This window comes from Shewanella sp. BF02_Schw (genome assembly GCF_014596695.2).
Taxonomy (GTDB): Bacteria; Pseudomonadota; Gammaproteobacteria; order Enterobacterales; family Shewanellaceae; genus Shewanella.
Genome location: NZ_JABKAW020000002.1, coordinates 685,421 through 699,850, shown reverse-complemented (window position 1 = coordinate 699,850; position 14,430 = coordinate 685,421). Strand labels below are relative to the sequence as shown.

The 14,430-nt window shown below is 41.9% G+C and carries 13 protein-coding genes and 1 riboswitch; of the genes, 3 read left to right on the top strand and 10 right to left on the bottom strand.

The window, feature by feature from the left end:
• Positions 1-33: 33 nt before the first annotated feature.
• A complete protein-coding gene (gene arcA / locus HNW13_RS11435; protein WP_011636021.1) occupies positions 34-750 on the bottom strand; it encodes a two-component system response regulator ArcA in 717 nt (238 codons plus the stop codon).
• 682 nt (positions 751-1,432) lie between these two features.
• On the opposite strand from arcA, the gene HNW13_RS11430 reads away from it, so the two are divergent.
• The 3 genes from HNW13_RS11430 to HNW13_RS11420 all read left to right on the top strand — a co-directional run bounded on the left by HNW13_RS11430 (position 1,433) and on the right by HNW13_RS11420 (position 4,964).
• Positions 1,433-1,912 carry a DUF3293 domain-containing protein gene (locus HNW13_RS11430; RefSeq protein ID WP_101086204.1) on the top strand — a complete coding sequence of 160 codons (480 nt, stop codon included), beginning with the start codon at positions 1,433-1,435 and terminating at the stop codon, positions 1,910-1,912.
• 240 nt (positions 1,913-2,152) lie between these two features.
• Positions 2,153-2,327, top strand: a riboswitch (Lysine riboswitch).
• A 134-nt stretch (positions 2,328-2,461) separates the two neighbouring features.
• Positions 2,462-3,841 (top strand): lysine-sensitive aspartokinase 3, encoded by a 1,380-nt coding sequence (lysC, locus tag HNW13_RS11425; protein ID WP_182743536.1) that lies wholly within the window; start codon positions 2,462-2,464, stop codon positions 3,839-3,841.
• Positions 3,842-3,845: 4 nt separating this feature from the next.
• A complete protein-coding gene (locus HNW13_RS11420) occupies positions 3,846-4,964 on the top strand; it encodes a succinylglutamate desuccinylase/aspartoacylase family protein (protein WP_101086202.1) in 1,119 nt (372 codons plus the stop codon).
• Between the two features lie 71 nt (positions 4,965-5,035).
• Here the strand turns inward: HNW13_RS11420 and HNW13_RS11415 are convergent, their stop codons facing one another.
• The 9 genes from HNW13_RS11415 to HNW13_RS11375 form a co-directional block, all read right to left on the bottom strand.
• A complete protein-coding gene (locus HNW13_RS11415) occupies positions 5,036-6,172 on the bottom strand; it encodes a site-2 protease family protein (protein WP_101086201.1) in 1,137 nt (378 codons plus the stop codon).
• 220 nt (positions 6,173-6,392) lie between these two features.
• Entirely contained in the window at positions 6,393-6,755 is a 363-nt protein-coding gene (locus tag HNW13_RS11410) for a DUF4144 domain-containing protein (RefSeq protein WP_192115412.1), read from the bottom strand.
• Positions 6,756-6,798: 43 nt separating this feature from the next.
• The gene (locus HNW13_RS11405) at positions 6,799-8,466 is read right to left on the bottom strand and encodes a FapA family protein (protein WP_192115413.1); all 1,668 of its coding nucleotides are present in this window, start codon (positions 8,464-8,466) and stop codon (positions 6,799-6,801) included.
• A 177-nt stretch (positions 8,467-8,643) separates the two neighbouring features.
• Positions 8,644-9,690: a class I SAM-dependent methyltransferase gene (locus HNW13_RS11400; protein ID WP_192115414.1), complete on the bottom strand. Its 1,047-nt coding sequence runs from the start codon at positions 9,688-9,690 to the stop codon at positions 8,644-8,646.
• A 103-nt stretch (positions 9,691-9,793) separates the two neighbouring features.
• The gene (locus HNW13_RS11395) at positions 9,794-11,068 is read right to left on the bottom strand and encodes an alkaline phosphatase (RefSeq protein WP_242445122.1); all 1,275 of its coding nucleotides are present in this window, start codon (positions 11,066-11,068) and stop codon (positions 9,794-9,796) included.
• A gap of 101 nt (positions 11,069-11,169) precedes the next feature.
• Positions 11,170-12,123, bottom strand: a complete 954-nt coding sequence (gene gshB, locus HNW13_RS11390) for a glutathione synthase (protein ID WP_101086196.1) — start codon at positions 12,121-12,123, stop codon at positions 11,170-11,172.
• 38 nt (positions 12,124-12,161) lie between these two features.
• Entirely contained in the window at positions 12,162-12,902 is a 741-nt protein-coding gene (rsmE, locus tag HNW13_RS11385; RefSeq protein ID WP_101086195.1) for a 16S rRNA (uracil(1498)-N(3))-methyltransferase, read from the bottom strand.
• Between the two features lie 49 nt (positions 12,903-12,951).
• Entirely contained in the window at positions 12,952-13,653 is a 702-nt protein-coding gene (locus tag HNW13_RS11380) for an endonuclease (protein WP_174839669.1), read from the bottom strand.
• A 157-nt stretch (positions 13,654-13,810) separates the two neighbouring features.
• Entirely contained in the window at positions 13,811-14,422 is a 612-nt protein-coding gene (locus HNW13_RS11375) for a SprT family zinc-dependent metalloprotease (RefSeq protein ID WP_162022257.1), read from the bottom strand.
• Positions 14,423-14,430: the final 8 nt, after the last annotated feature.

The following is a 14,430-nucleotide window of genomic DNA, read 5'->3' as shown; positions in this document are numbered from 1 at the left end:
ACCTGGTTTTTTATTGCGGTTAACCTTAAAAGATTACGCTTCTAAGTCACCACAAAAACGATAGCCTTCACCGTGAATAGTCGCGATGATTTCTGGTGTATCAGGCAAGCTTTCAAAGTGCTTACGGATGCGACGTATTGTCACATCAACGGTGCGGTCATGAGGCTTTAATTCACGGCCAGTCATTTTTAACAACAAGTCAGCACGAGTTAAAATCTTACCTGGGTTTTCAACAAAGTGAAGCATCGCACGGAACTCGCTGCGTGGTAGCTTATAAGCTTCACCTTGTGGGTTAACCAAAGAACGGCTATTGATTTCTAAGCTCCAACCGTTAAAACGGTAATACTCAACAGAACCTTTTTCTTCAGTTTCTGCGGCAGCATTATTAACGCGAGTTAATAGGTTACGAGCACGGATCGTTAATTCGCGAGGGTTGAATGGTTTAGTGATGTAATCATCTGCACCAATTTCAAGACCTAGAATCTTATCAACTTCGTTATCACGGCCAGTCAAGAAAATAAGACCGATGTTATTAATTTCACGTAGCTCACGAGCTAATAATAAGCCGTTTTTGCCTGGTAAATTAATATCCATAACAACAAGATTAATCTTATTGTCTTGCATGGCTTTATGCATTTCTGCGCCGTCGTTAGCTTCAGTGACAACATAACCTTCAGCTTCAAAAATACTGCGTAATGTATTACGAGTTACAGCTTCATCTTCAACAATTAAAATGTGCGGATTTTGCATGATATTTACCTGATTTTATAAAATTCGATTCTAGCCACTGTTTGCGAACTGTGTGCTAATAGATTGCAATAGCGCTTTAGCTAATGCGCTAAGATTCCGATATTTTTTGGTGTTTATCTATGTCTACCCTGAATTAAACACTCTCTATAAACTCTATTATGTAACACTTAATACTTAATACTGGTTACTGAGTCTGCTTACGTCGATTAATTACCACTACGCCAAGGCACGCGTTTGCACTTATTCATGATGGTGTAAAATTTGTTGCACTTAAGCTTACTTACTATGAATGCCATTTAGAAAGATAGTTCCTTCTATTGCAAACTTATTTAATCGTATTAATGTTTTATCAAATGTAGAACAAATTTAGTACGACTGTAAACTTTACATCAAAAAATCATCACACTCACAACAACATTTGCTGAGTTTTTGAGGTGTATGTAGCTAACTTTGCTACAGTGATTTAATAGTGCGTAATGGTTATTGTACTCGTTTTAGGCATTTGTTAACAAATTAAATGTTAAAAAATTAATATAACACTCGAGTATATGAAAGATTAACCTTGCTAAGATGATAATAATTAATGGTTTTCTAATATAGTACTGCTGATTTAGATCGTAAACCTTTTAGAAATCAAACCTATCTGCTAGACTAATTCTGGCTTAATTGACGAAAATTTATTATGGAAAATGTTATAGATACATTGTGGAATGAGTATCAAAGTACTCATTTTTTGTTTACTCAACGCCTTTCTCATGATTTCCCATTTGCTATTGTTACTGCCCATAACCCCCGTGGTTCAAGACTCTCTCCTAGTCAAAATCGCTTACTCGATCGTCAGCTTCAATTTAAAATTCAACAATATAATCGTCCCTATCGTGCGTTAATCGGTGCAGCACCTGATTTGTCGCATATGGAAAAGAGCTGGGCTATTTTTATTGATAAAGAACAAGCTGTTGAGCTTGGTCGAGAATTTAATCAACATGCAATTTACTACGTTAATCAAGGTTTGCTATCTTTGATTGCATGCCTTGATAGCATCAAACCTGAAGTTGATATGGGAATTTTTAATCACCGATTAAGGATGGTGAGCGAGTTGCCAGAGATAGGTTCGTATAACTGGGTAAATAATGACGTAATTAAAACTGCACAGCTGCGATAAAATAATTAACACATTATTTTGAGACAATACTTACTAGATTGTCTCGGTAATTTGCGGTTAATTATGTTTTTTGGATATTTATGGGCATTTTTTCGTAATAGAGAACAATCATTGCTCTGAAGTCGCAGCTGCATAATATTTCACTGCAGCGATATTTTTTATCAAAACAGTGTATTTTTACTGTGTTTGCTGATTGACTTGATAGGGTATTTTTTGCTATTTTCAACTCCCTCCTTCGGGAGGAACAGAAGAGGAGCGTTAACTAGGTAGTAAGTGAGAGGATGCCAATCCGATGACCACTTATGATGGAGATTAGCGCCGAGGTATCAGTTTGTTTGGCAAACATTGATATCGGTCGATTAGGCTGAATCCTAACGATTGTCACCTATTTTTTTGGTGGAGAGCTTCTGGTGATGATTGCTGTTTCCCTTCTATAAGGGTGCGTTATCTTAGCACCAGGCTCTTCGAACGTAGTGTGTTCGGAGCGTATATCATGTTAGTAAATCACATCTTATTTTTGAGTCTTTCGCAAACAGCGGAGGCATCAGTATGAGCTTTGTTCAGTCTGAAATAGATACCCCAGAATTAGTCGTTGCCAAATTTGGCGGCACCTCAGTTGCTGATTACGCCTCTATGAGCCGTTGTGCAGATATTGTGTTGGCTAATCAAGCTACTCGCCTTGTGGTAGTAAGCGCCTCCAGCGGAGTGACCAATTTATTAGTTGAGTTAACTCAAGCTAATGTGAATGACGAGCGTCGCTTGGTATTGCTTAAGCAAATTGCTCAAATTCAATATGCGATATTAGATGAACTCGGTCGTCCGCAAGACGTGGCAGCCAGTATTGATAAAATACTCAGCCGGATGTCAGTACTCAGCGAATCGTTAGAGCTGAATCGCAGCAAAGCGGTTATGGACGAGTTACTGTCGACGGGAGAGCAATGTTCATCGATTTTATTTTCTGCGGTTATTCGGGAAAAGGGCACTGCTTCAAATCATTTTGATGTGCGCCAAGTATTACGTACCGACAGTCACTTTGGTCGCGCAGAGCCACAAATTGAAGCTATTTCAATGTTAGCAGGTGACTTTTTACAGCCATTACTTGCGCGTTACGTCATCGTTACCCAAGGCTTTATTGGTGCAGATGAAGAGGGACGAACAACAACATTAGGCCGTGGTGGTAGTGACTATTCGGCGGCATTACTTGCCGAAGCGCTTCGTGCTACAGCGGTTGAGATTTGGACCGATGTGGCCGGTATTTATACCACTGACCCACGCCTTGCCCCCAATGCCCGCCCGATTGCTGAAATTAGCTTTAATGAAGCGGCTGAGATGGCGACCTTTGGCGCTAAAGTATTGCATCCCGCCACCATCTTACCGGCAGTAAGACAAAAAATTCAGGTGTTTGTAGGTTCAAGTAAAGCGCCTGAAATGGGCGGAACTTGGATCCGTCATCAAGTTGAAGATACCCCAGTGTTTAGAGCGGTGGCGTTACGCCGCGATCAAACTTTACTTAACTTGCATAGCTTGCAAATGTTACATGCTCAGGGCTTTTTGGCAGAAACGTTCGCGACCTTGGCGCGACACAAAATATCCGTCGATTTAATCACGACCTCGGAGGTTAACGTATCGTTAACCCTAGATAAAACGGGTTCAGATTCAAGTGGCCAGGGCTTACTCAGTGAGTCGTTATTACAAGAGTTATCGCAACATTGTCGTGTAAGAGTCGAGGAAGATTTAGCGTTAATCGCCATCATCGGTAATCGCATAGCATCAACGGCTGGCATTTGTAGTAGGGTGTTTAAAGTGCTTGAAAACCATAATGTTCGGATGATTTGCCAAGGCGCAAGCCCACATAATTTATGTGTGTTGGTAGCAGAGTCGGAAGCGGCGCAAGTGGTTAATGCTTTGCACCAAAACCTGTTTGAGTAATCATATGACTAAAGCAATACAATCGTCAGTTCAAGTTGGAGAACTGGCGACAGGACACGCATTGACCGTTCCAGTATATTCATTCATTGGTAGCGAGAGTGTTGCGCCTAGCGTGTATATTCAGGCCAATGTTCATGGTGCTGAAGTGCAAGGTAATGCGGTGATTTATCAACTGATGACCTTATTGGAAGGTTACCAGGTTTTAGGTGATATTACGCTTGCCCCCTTAGCCAATCCTTTAGGGATTAATCAAAAGAGTGGTGAGTTTACTCTAGGGCGTTTTGATCCCATTACAGGGGTTAATTGGAACCGCGAGTACTTTGATCATCAAGTCGATATTCAAACTTGGTATGCCGAGCACCAACGTTTAACCAATAGTGAGCTGTTTTGCGCCTATCGTTCAATGTTGGTAGAAACTTGCCTGGCGCGCCTAACTCATTCTTTTGGGATTTCAACAGGTCATCGGTTAGCAGTAAATTTACAGGCTATGGCACATCAAGCAGACATAGTGCTTGATTTGCATACCGGCCCTAAGTCGTGCAAACACTTGTACTGCCCTGAGTATGATATTGATGCGGCGAGATTTTTCTCGATCCCGTATACCTTGGTTATCCCCAATAGTTTTGGTGGCGCGATGGATGAAGCTACCTTTTGTCCTTGGTGGCAGTTAACCGAGTATGCAGCCAGTCAAGGCCGTGAATTTTCGGTACCTGTGTCAGCATTTACCTTAGAGCTTGCAAGCCAAGAACGGATTGATTTAGCTGACGCGTTAGAGGATGCCAAAGGCATACTGGCTTATCTAAGTCATCGCGGCGTGATTGCTGAAAAAGTTTATCCAGCCAGTATGGAAAGGTTTGGGTGTTACTTGAAGGATTATAAGAAGTTTCATGCACCTAAAGCTGGCTTAATTGAATATTGTGCCAGTGTCGGTGAACCATTAACCGCAGGCAAACCTTTAGCGAACATTTTACGCATAGATTTGTATGGTACTGAACAGGCTTACCAAGCCATTAGTTTACCCATGGATTGTGTGCCTATTTTGCATTTTGCTTCTGCGTCGGTACTCCAAGGCACAGAGTTGTATAAGGTGATGACTAATGTGTTTCCATTACAGCCTAGTTGATTAACTGCTTTGGCTAAGTAAAACAAAAACGCCTGCAATTGCAGGCGTTTTTGTCGATGCGTAAATTGCAATTAACTGCCTAAAATCTGTAGCGGAATCGCTAACATTTCGTTACCAGAAGCAGCAAAATACCAAATAATGCCCACTAAACTTGCTACCGTGAGTAAATACCATACGGTAGAGAAAATTTGCCCGTAACGATCTAACGGCAATAAATGGCTTTGATGGCGACCGCGCCATTCAAATACAATTTCTACACTGCCGATCAGTAACAAAAAGCCCAGCAAGGCGAGCCCTAAGCTATAGCTAATGAACACACCGATAGCGGCACCAGCAATACAAGCAACTAGACCGACAACACTATTCATTGAAAAGCTGATGCTTTTTAAAATATGACCGCCATCGAGAGGTAAAATGGGCAGTAAATTAAACAAATTTAGCAGCGCATTGAATGTTGCTAATCCGGCAAAGAATATGTTGCCTGTTAGCCAATAAAGTCCAAGTGAGATAATCGATAAAATGAGTCCAAAAGTCGGGCCCATAATCGAAATATACACATCTTGCCAGCGGGTGTTGATACGTTCATCACTTAGCGCTAAGCCTCCCACAAAAGGGATTAAATAGATCCCTTTGGTTTTCATGCCGAAATGTTTCATCGCTCGAATATGGCCATATTCATGAAATACTAAGCAGCCGATGAGGGCTAAGGCAAATTCAAATGAAAATAACCATGAATAGGCCGCAACACTGGCTCCCGCAAAAAGGACTTTAACCACCTTGGCACTTTTTAGTAGCTTAAAACCTAATGATGCCAGTCCAACAACACTGAGCTTTTGGTTTTTTACTGCTGCAATTTCAGGTGTTTGACGCTCAATATCTTCAACGGTTCGTTGACCTTGGGTTATGGATTCATCATCTATTAATAAACAATAATCCAGTTGAAACGGTTGCCAGTTAACATCGATTTCTAATCGTACCGGTAGTGAACCAATATTGGGTTTAACGGGTTCGTCGTGGTTGATATTTGTTTCAGTCGGTACCGACGTTTGAGTGGTCAGTTCAAATGAATGAATATGAAAGGCTTGGTCGCTAGCGCTTGCAGACTTTTGTGATACCAGTTGATTGTCCCAATAAAGTTGCTGCCAGCCCGCAATCGAGCCTTCTAGTCGCAGACGTTTACCTAGACATTCAATATTTAGTAATTCCATTAAGGATTCTCAGGGTTTATGGACAGTGAGCATAGAGGCATTTTGCCAGAGCTGTGTGTGTTGCTCAATGGGTTTTACCATTATATTTGTTAATCATTAGCTTAGATTTATGATTGAGTGATTAAGGTAAGTAACATGAGTCTGTTGTTGGTAAATTGAAGGTTAGTAATGCTAAAAAAGGAGGTGTTATGTGCTGTTAATCTTCAGTCTGAATACGTTGTTAATAAAGCTGTTCTAATTCAGCCACGGTCGCAATACCTTGCTCTATGGTGGTAAAGACAATTTTTGCACTGCAGCAATGTCCTTGAAACTGACCATACTGGCGTACCAGTGGCAGTAACTGTAACACGCTCATATCTTGACTTAGCTTAACCAGTACAGGCAGTTCAGCCACGCTGGGATCCTGTGGCGGATGTTTCTGGATGCTATACACATGGCCTGCATTGTCGATGAGTTTATCTTCAGCGTGGACGGTAAATTGGTTGGCGCAAATAAAGCCCAACCAATCTTGATAGTTAACCAGATACATTAGCTCATCATCTTGATCAAACTGGAGTATGGCCGGCCAATGTATCTGTTGCATAGTTATCTGTTTGTCCACTTTTTATTGTCTTACCAACTGATTGTTATCGATTACTGTAATCGAATGATACTTCTTGATTGACGTTTTTTACAATACACGGCCCATGTTCACGTTGGCTGCGATTGAATGCCGCACCTATATGAATTTCGACGTTGGTGAAAATGTGTTTTTCAGCTTTGATGACGTAATTATTATAGTAGCCTTCAACTTCGTTAAGATGTTGAGTGTATTCTAGTTCTTCTTTCATACGTTCTTCTGCCATTTGATTTTTTTGCTCGAGCATCATTTTGACTTGCTCAATCATGCCGGCATCGCTTTGCCATTCCGTTTTGGGCGGTAATTTACGTAATCTTGCTTCTATTTCTAAGCCCGCAACAACCATGCCTTTAATACTGTCATCTAACTCTTTAAGTTCTTGCTTTAATTCACCATGATGCATGGCACAAAACAATTCCGTTTTAGTGCCGCCGGTAGCACCAAATGCAATGGCTCTAATGCCTTTTGCTGCAGTAGCAATGCCGCCGATTAAGTCACCTCGTCTTGCTTGGGCATCACTGACGGTAATAGTGTCACCTGAGGTTGAGTGACTGTGAAGTAACTGCTTGGTGACTAGAATATTGCCTAGGGCCTCTAAATGGGAATACTGCACAAACTGGGCACAAATTTGTCCGGTAGCTTTTATTTTAGTGCTGAGATCGTGCTCTTTAATTAAACGGCCAATAACACCTTTACTGACAATGACATCACCTTGAGCTTCAATAGACGCGGACTCAACAAAGCCCATTACCGTTACGTCACCGCTAGCTTTTACTTCCATACCTTCGTGCACATCGCCAGTGATTAAAACACTGCCTTTAAAATTAACGTGGCCATAGCGAACGTCTACATCTTTAATTTGCAGCATATCGTCAACTTGCATACCGCTGCGATTTTCAACTGGCTGACCAGACACTGTGGCGATGAGTTTATGTTGATCTTTAGGGTGTAAGCTGGTGCCTGTGCCTGGTTCCATTGGTTTATCTTTACCAGGAATTTGTTGCAGTACATCGCCGTGAACATTAAAACCAGGGGTGCCGATGGTTGAAGGGTTTTTAACCATCAGTAAATCATTGGGCTTAACGGTAATTAGTGCGCCTAAATTACGCATGTCGACCGAGCCGTCTTCGCGTTCTTGTGGTTGTAATAAGCGCTCACGAGCTAAGGCGACTTTTCGGGTTAATATCGCATTGTCGCCGTTAACGGCTGCTTTACCGCAAGCTATGACGCCTTCACAGGTTTCTCCTGGTGGCAATATCGACAAACGCTGCATTAATGCCATGATTTTAGGTTTACTCAATCCCATTTTAATTTTTTGAGTTTTAAGGGTATTAAGTACATCTGGCAGGGTAATATCTTTGCCGCCCCAAGCTGAAGTGATTTTCATACTGGCTTGCATTTTATCGTCACTGACACTGATATTAACGATACCGTCTTTACGTTCGGCAATGGCAAAAAAGAGTTCGTGAGTTCCGGAGTTTTGACCGCATAGAGCATTAACTTCCGCTACCGCTTTAGCAATTGCAGGGGCAATAGGAAACAGCATAGCAAAAGCCGCCTGTGTGAGTAAGGCGTTAATATCCTCTGCTGACACTGGGCCGTGAGTATTGGGAATTATACGTAATCCCACTTTATTTTTATCAGCACTTAGTGCGACGATTGAGGGCTCTAACATAACATCCTTTGTTTTTATTTTTATATCAGGTCATAACAGGCAAATAGAATACCAACGAAATGAATTACAAAATGTGCGTTATTTTGCCTTTAAGCCAATTTAGCTGATATTAATCTGCATTTCCAGCAGTAAGCTTGCTTTGTCGCTTATAAGTGAAGCGGTTTGAGGTGCGGAGTATTATTGGTATGAGTGTTGATGGAAATACAATTTATACTTATTGTTTTCCGCTACCACATTCACTTTGCCAAAATGCGTCGCTATCGTCTCTGAATAAGGCAAATGGCGATTAGCGACAATCTGCCATACACCTTGTGATGTCAGCCTAATAGCACTTTGTTGGACAAATTGCGTGGCAATATCAGTCGTGCTGGTTAACCCATCATGAAATGGCGGGTTGGAGATAATACCATCGAACTTGCCTGAGATTTGATTAAACCCATCTGAAGGATAGACCTTTGCCTGCATACTATTGGCTGCTAGGGTTAATTCACATGAGAGTAACGCCATTGCATTGATATCAATGCACTCAATGGTTAACTCTGGATTGGCTTTTAGCAATGCAGCTGTAATGACCCCTGCACCACAACCAAAATCGAGTACTCTGCCGCGTAAGTTATCCGGTAAATGTGACAGCAGTAATTCGGTACCCTGATCGAGACGTTTCTCGCTGAAAACACCGACAGTATTACAAATTTGCAGTGTTCCCTGTGGGGTTTCTAGTGAATATTGGCTTACCCAATCGCTTATGGATAGCGTTGGTGCTGCTTGGGTTAAATAACTGACATACACTAGACAATGGCGGGCATTATCTTGCTTGATCGGGGTTGAGTAATAATCAGGTGTGAGTTTATCAATTGATTTAACTCCACCTTTATTTTCACCCACAATCATCAATTGGCCATCGATATTTAAATGTTGTGCAGCCAGTTGCAGTAAATAGCCCATTAAGGGTTTAGCTTTTGGAAAGTAAATAATGACGCTATCAAATTTTGTATCAGCTAATGACTCAGGCAGTTGATGGCCAAAATAGCATTGTAATTTTTCATTCGCGCAAGAGGATAATGTGAGGTGATGATTAAAGTCTAGCGCTAGGGCGGTGACATTATCGGCAAACTCAAGACATTGATGTGCAAAAGTATCAGCTTCATAATTGAGCACTAACACATTGTGTTGCTGAAAGTATTTGCTGTTTCTAATTAACGCTTGAGAAGGATTTGTTAACACGTCGGTTGCTCATAATGCTAGTGATAAGATAAACACGCTGATATTAACACAACCCCCCACTTCGATAACGGGGATTGTGTTAGACATAGTCGTCAGTCAGTGATTAAGGTGTTTGCACCGATTGCGGTAGTAAGCTAAACATCTTAATCGCAATATCAATATTGTCTTGATGACCGCTAAATAATCTCGCACCTGGGCCTTCTGCAAAGACTTGAACATCCATCGCGGTATGACCGCCACTTGTCCAACCGGTATTCGATTCAATATCAATGAGTTTACGCAGTGCGATTGATAATGGCTCATTACCTTGCATGCGTGCGCTTTGTAATTGACTGTATTGCGCTTCATTTGGTGTAAAACCAAGTAGCGTCGCCGTTAAAGGTTGCCAGTTATCTTCGGCAATGGCACGGGTAGCAATGACATCAGGGCTGGCTTGAACCTTATGCAGTACTTCAGGGTGCCATTCGTATTTGTCATGTGCACCAACTGATAATCCACCGGTATTATGATCTGCTGTCACAACCATAAGGGTGTCTTTACTTTGGCGAACAAATTGTTCAACCACTTCGATAGCGGATGCAAATTCATCCATTTCACCCATCGCGGTAGCAATATCGTTACTGTGACCTGCCCAGTCAATTAAGCTGCCTTCTACCAATAACACAAAACCTTGTTCATTTTGTGATAGTAAATCTAATGCCTTTTGGGTCATATGGCTGAGTTTATGCGCTTGTTTATCATTAATCACCCAAGGCAATTGTACATCAGCAAACAGCCCCAATACTTTTGGCGTAGTCACTGATTCTAGCTCAGAGAATTCAGTGATGTGTTGGTAGCCTTTCGCGCTAAACTGCTCAAGTAATGTTGGGGTGAAATATTGCTGGCCACCACCAAGAATCACATCAGCATCAGATGCTAAATAAGCTTCTGCAATGTCTATGTAATTACTACGGCTTTCGTTATGAGCCAAAAATGCTGCCGGTGTAGCATGGTTTACTTGGGAGGTAACCGCTACGCCAGTAGATAAGCCTAATGCTTTGGCTTTTTCCATTAAGGTTGTGAGTGGGCGTTTTTCGGTATCAACGGCAATAGCACCATTATAGCTTTTAACTCCAGTTGATAATGCAGTGGCAGATGCGGCAGAGTCGGTGACATAGCCACTGATAGAAGCTGGGTAAGTGCTTGCCATACCAACGAGTAAGCGATCAAAAACCGTTTGTTCAATCTCTTCCGTTTCAGGATTATCTTTATAGTAACGATAAGCTGTGGTGTAAGCCGGTCCCATACCATCACCAATCATAATGATAATATTTTTGGGTCTTGATGGACCGACGGTTGGCACATTATTGCTTGCTGTATTAGCGACTACAGGTGACATAACGACTTCATCAGCCATTGCACCTGTTACGATCAAGCTAGATACCAATAATAATCTACCGATTATCCGTTGGTAGGTAGATAAAAAATGCATGATTAATCCTATTTTTGCTGACTAATACGGGCTTCGATGGCATCCATAAGCATGCCGGTAATATTAACGTCGAACGCTGCTTCAATTTCTTTAATGCAGGTTGGACTAGTCACATTGATTTCAGTTAACTTATCGCCAATAACGTCTAAGCCGACAAAAATAAGGCCACGCTTTTTCAATTCTGGACCAATAGCACGAGCAATTTTCCAATCACTTTCCGATAATGGTTGGGCTACACCACTACCGCCAGCAGCTAAGTTGCCACGGGTTTCACCTTTCATCGGGATACGGGCTAATGCATAAGGTACCGGTTCACCGTCCACCACTAAAATACGCTTATCACCTTGAGTGATTTCTGGAATAAAGGCTTGCGCCATCGCGTATTGTTGACCATAACTGGTTAATGTTTCGATAATCACGCCAACGTTAGGGTCATCTTTTTTCACTCTAAAAATAGACGTACCGCCCATACCATCTAGCGGTTTTAAAATGATGTCTTGTTTTAGCTGGTGGAATGCTCTGATGCGTTTAGCATCGCGGGTAACAATAGTGTCTGGGGTAAATTCAGAAAACCATGCCGTAAACAGTTTTTCATTGGCATCACGTAAGCTTTGTGGCTTGTTAACAATCAATACGCCTTCTTCTTCCGCACGTTCGAGCATATAAGTCGCGTAGATGAATTCGGTATCAAATGGTGGATCTTTACGCATTAAGATCACATCAAGTTCGGCTAAGGGAGTATCAACTGACTCGCCTAAGGTAAACCATTGATCAGCATCTTGCTTAACCGACAATTCACGCATCGTGGCCATGGCTTTGCCGTTGACCATCGCAAGGTCATGCATTTCCATATAAAACAATTGGTAGCCGCGTGCTTGTGCGTCCAATAACATCGCAAAGCTCGAATCTTTTTTGATGTTTATGTCGCTAATCGGGTCCATAACAATACCGAGCTTAATCATGTGTGTATCCTTTAATAATGTGCAGGGAAGATATCGGTTTACCCAATATCGCCAAATTTAACTTGTAATGCGGTAATGGCAGTTAATGACGCTGTTTCAGTTCTAAGTACCCTTGGCCCCAATAAAATGTCGGTAAAATGTTGGGTTTCGGTCATGGCAATTTCTTCGTCAGACAAACCGCCTTCTGGGCCAATTAATAATCTTACTTTGTGGTGTTGACCGGATAACTGCAAACCATTAATACCGTGTGAGGCTCTCGGGTGCAAATTCAGTTTTAAGGCTTCGGTGGATTCTTCACACCATTGTGCCAATGTCATTGCAGGACGAACAACCGGAACAATACTGCGGCCAGATTGTTCACAGGCACTGATAACAATTTTTTGCCATTGTTGCAGTTTTTTGTCTAAGCGCTCACCACTCAGTTTGACACCACAACGATCAGAAAATAACGGAGTAATGGTTGTTACACCCAACTCTACTGACTTCTGAACCGTAAACTCCATTCGGTCTCCGCGTGAAATCACCTGGCCTAAATGTAAGTCTAACGGCGATTCACTGTTGTTAGCCTCACAACTTAAGACCGTGACAGCAATCGATTTCTTACTGGTTTCAATAATTTCAGTTAAGTAATCATTGCCGTCACCGTTAAACAAGCTGATGCGATCACCCATTCCCATGCGCAATACTCGGCCAATGTGGGCGACACCATCCTCATCTAATTGAAGAGTTTGCCCTTGTTGTAAATTGTCTAGGGGCTGAAAAATGCGTGGGACTCTCATCAGTGTTGACCTTATTTAACCAATTGTTCAAGGGAAGCTTGATCGTCAATTAACGAACTAAGCCGTTATTTTGGCATTGTTTGAATACAAAATCATTATGATTACCTTGGTTAGCAGCGATTAAGGTATCACGCTTGCACTCAGTTGCCGTCACTGGCTGCATTTTGTCCCATGCATTAAACAGTTTTTGTTGGCTACTGCTAATCTGTAGACCATAGGTTTGTTGCATATAGAGGTAAGTGCGAGCGATAGGACCTCTTGCTCGTTCAGGCGGTTGTGCTTTGCGGCCTTTAAAGTCGACAATCATTTCACATTGTCCGTATTGATTCGCTTTTCCACCCCAATCACTAAACCTAAAGTTGCTGCGATCGCCATTGACCTCACCAACAGCAGGAACGAGATTATGTAAATCTGCTTCCATTTTTTTGAATTGCTTGTTGTTTTTACCACAATTCTTACGGCCGCCGTCTTGCCAACATTGCAGTTGATGACCAAATTCCCAAGCGGGAACCACGTGCTCCCATTCGATACGGTTGGATCTAATAATTTGTTTTCTAACCTGATAGCCACAGCTAGCATGATCTGCTTGCCATAATTTGCCTGCTATGGCGATGTCGCAGCCGCAATAAAAAGTACTGAGGGGGAGGTGTTGTTGGTAAATCTTTTTAGCAACTTTTTTCGCTTTACCAAAACTACTTGGATGTTCTGCAGCGATAAGTGTGGATGAAAAAATGCCGCACAGAAGCGACACCCAAAATAACCAAGAGTGTGTGGATGATAAGCGCAAAATTAAACCCTAAAATTAACAAAAACATCATTACAGCGCAGGCTTAGCCTGTCATTTTGGCTGATGTTAAGCCATCAGATGCGATGACGCAATTGATACCGTTTATTATTCCGAGCAAAGGTTATTTAGGGTTAAAAGGGGTTAATGTTTGTTGGCAGCGGCGACAGCGATATTGAGTTTGGCCACGGACAATTCTGTTGTGACGTCTTATGGTTAAGTTGATACTGCCACAGCCACAAAAATATTCGAATTGTTGGCCACTGACAGACTGAGTATTGAGTTGGTGAGTGGTCTTGGGAGTAATATTAAATGTCGTCAGCATTACGCTCTGCCATTCTTTACCATGAGGTCTTACTTTACCAAAGAGATGGAAACAGACTAAATGGCTAATTTCATGTGGTACCACTTCGTTAATAAAAATATCCGGATTTTCAGCCAGTAACACCGGGTTAAAGCGTAATTTATTGGTTTGTAAATGTGCTGTGCCGGCGCTTTTTCCACGTAAGCTAAAATGCACACTAGGGCGTGGGAATTGACGTTTAAAATGTTGTTCGGCTAATAGGTAGTCCGTTTCGACTTTGGCCAAGATCTGCTGTTGTAAAGGATCACTAACGGAAGTGTTCAGCGATGGGTGGGTTCGAGAGCCCACTGATAACGAAGACTCCTTTTCGTGGATATCTTGCGTTAATACTTGATGTGCGCGCTGAGTGAGATTAAAAATACTTTTAAACATGTTGAATA

What these genes read in the sequence shown, in the direction of transcription:
- arcA (WP_011636021.1), bottom strand. Translation starts at nt 750, where the DNA reads ATGCAAAATCCGCACATTTTAATTGTTGAAGATGAAGCTGTAACTCGT.
- HNW13_RS11430 (WP_101086204.1), top strand. Translation starts at nt 1,433, where the DNA reads ATGGAAAATGTTATAGATACATTGTGGAATGAGTATCAAAGTACTCAT.
- HNW13_RS11405 (WP_192115413.1), bottom strand. Translation starts at nt 8,466, where the DNA reads ATGTTAGAGCCCTCAATCGTCGCACTAAGTGCTGATAAAAATAAAGTG.
- HNW13_RS11395 (WP_242445122.1), bottom strand. Translation starts at nt 11,068, where the DNA reads ATGTCACCTGTAGTCGCTAATACAGCAAGCAATAATGTGCCAACCGTC.
- HNW13_RS11375 (WP_162022257.1), bottom strand. Translation starts at nt 14,422, where the DNA reads ATGTTTAAAAGTATTTTTAATCTCACTCAGCGCGCACATCAAGTATTA.
- HNW13_RS11415 (WP_101086201.1), bottom strand. Translation starts at nt 6,172, where the DNA reads ATGGAATTACTAAATATTGAATGTCTAGGTAAACGTCTGCGACTAGAA.
- rsmE (WP_101086195.1), bottom strand. Translation starts at nt 12,902, where the DNA reads ATGAGAGTCCCACGCATTTTTCAGCCCCTAGACAATTTACAACAAGGG.
- HNW13_RS11420 (WP_101086202.1), top strand. Translation starts at nt 3,846, where the DNA reads ATGACTAAAGCAATACAATCGTCAGTTCAAGTTGGAGAACTGGCGACA.
- HNW13_RS11410 (WP_192115412.1), bottom strand. Translation starts at nt 6,755, where the DNA reads ATGCAACAGATACATTGGCCGGCCATACTCCAGTTTGATCAAGATGAT.
- lysC (WP_182743536.1), top strand. Translation starts at nt 2,462, where the DNA reads ATGAGCTTTGTTCAGTCTGAAATAGATACCCCAGAATTAGTCGTTGCC.
- gshB (WP_101086196.1), bottom strand. Translation starts at nt 12,123, where the DNA reads ATGATTAAGCTCGGTATTGTTATGGACCCGATTAGCGACATAAACATC.